Genomic DNA, 1,024 nt, shown 5'->3' on the forward strand with positions numbered 1-1,024 from the left:
AAAGCTTGAGATGACAAAACATACCGCTCGTCATGATTATGATTTTTTGGAGCATATAAATCATTTAGTGTTTGTTTGAATTCCTCAAAATCTTCTGTACTAACTTTTGAGCCAATCTGTTGCAATACACTTTCTGAAATAGAGTTGTTTTGTATTGCTTCTGCTAATTCTCTTAATGTGTTCATAGATTCAGGCGCGCTATCAACTAGTTCAGCAATTTTTGTATCCGTATACGTTTTAGAGTCGTTGAGAGTTGTATCTTTGATTTTTTCAACTTCTTGCAATTTATCTTCTAACCCTTCAACATTTGCGATATTGATTTTGTCCAATAACTCAGGTTCTGCTTTGATATCTGTATCTTTACCATCAATTTGCCACATTTTAGTGTCAGGATTGATTGATACTACAGTACCGTTTTTACCGGGTGCGCCTTGTTCTCCTTTTTTACCTGCTTCACCTTTTGCACCAGGTTGTCCCGGTTCGCCTTTATCACCTTTCGCACCTTTAAATCTACTTTCATTCTTTTCGATGTAAGAAATGACATCTTTATCTATTTTCTCTTTAAAGTCTTTGCTCAATAAATCTGTCGCGTTATCTTTTAAGATTCTCGTAATAGCATCATCTACCAATTTAACATCGATTTCTTTTGCTACAGCAGATTCAATACCACTATCAACGATATTGAAAGAAAAGTTCGCGACATGTATTTTTTCTTCTTCTTTCTCTAAAAACAGCTTACAACGAACATAACCAGCGTGTTTGATAACCTTTTTAGGTATCTTGTAGGTAATGAATCCTTTTACAACATCGTCGATAATAAGGGGCTCATTTTTGAATATAGAGCCATCTTCCATAAACAAATGTAATCTAGGTGTTAAGCCATGTGCTTTTAGATCGATACGACCTTGTTTGTCATTGATACCTATTCTTATAGATGCTGTATTTTCATCTTCAGTGTAAAATCGACAGCCAATGTCACCTAAGTCAACACCATCATTTTTTATTCTCGTTTCAACATCTTTTA

1 protein-coding gene is annotated in these 1,024 nt (G+C 34.6%); it reads right to left on the reverse strand.

Annotated features, from left to right (window positions below; translation table 11 throughout):
• On the reverse strand, positions 1 to 1,024 hold a 1,024-nt coding region (locus KQ486_RS14050), incomplete at both ends, for a BppU family phage baseplate upper protein (RefSeq protein WP_216687996.1).

The sequence above is a fragment of the Allobacillus halotolerans genome, assembly GCF_018967645.1.
Classification (GTDB): domain Bacteria; phylum Bacillota; class Bacilli; order Bacillales; family Alkalibacillaceae; genus Allobacillus; species Allobacillus halotolerans.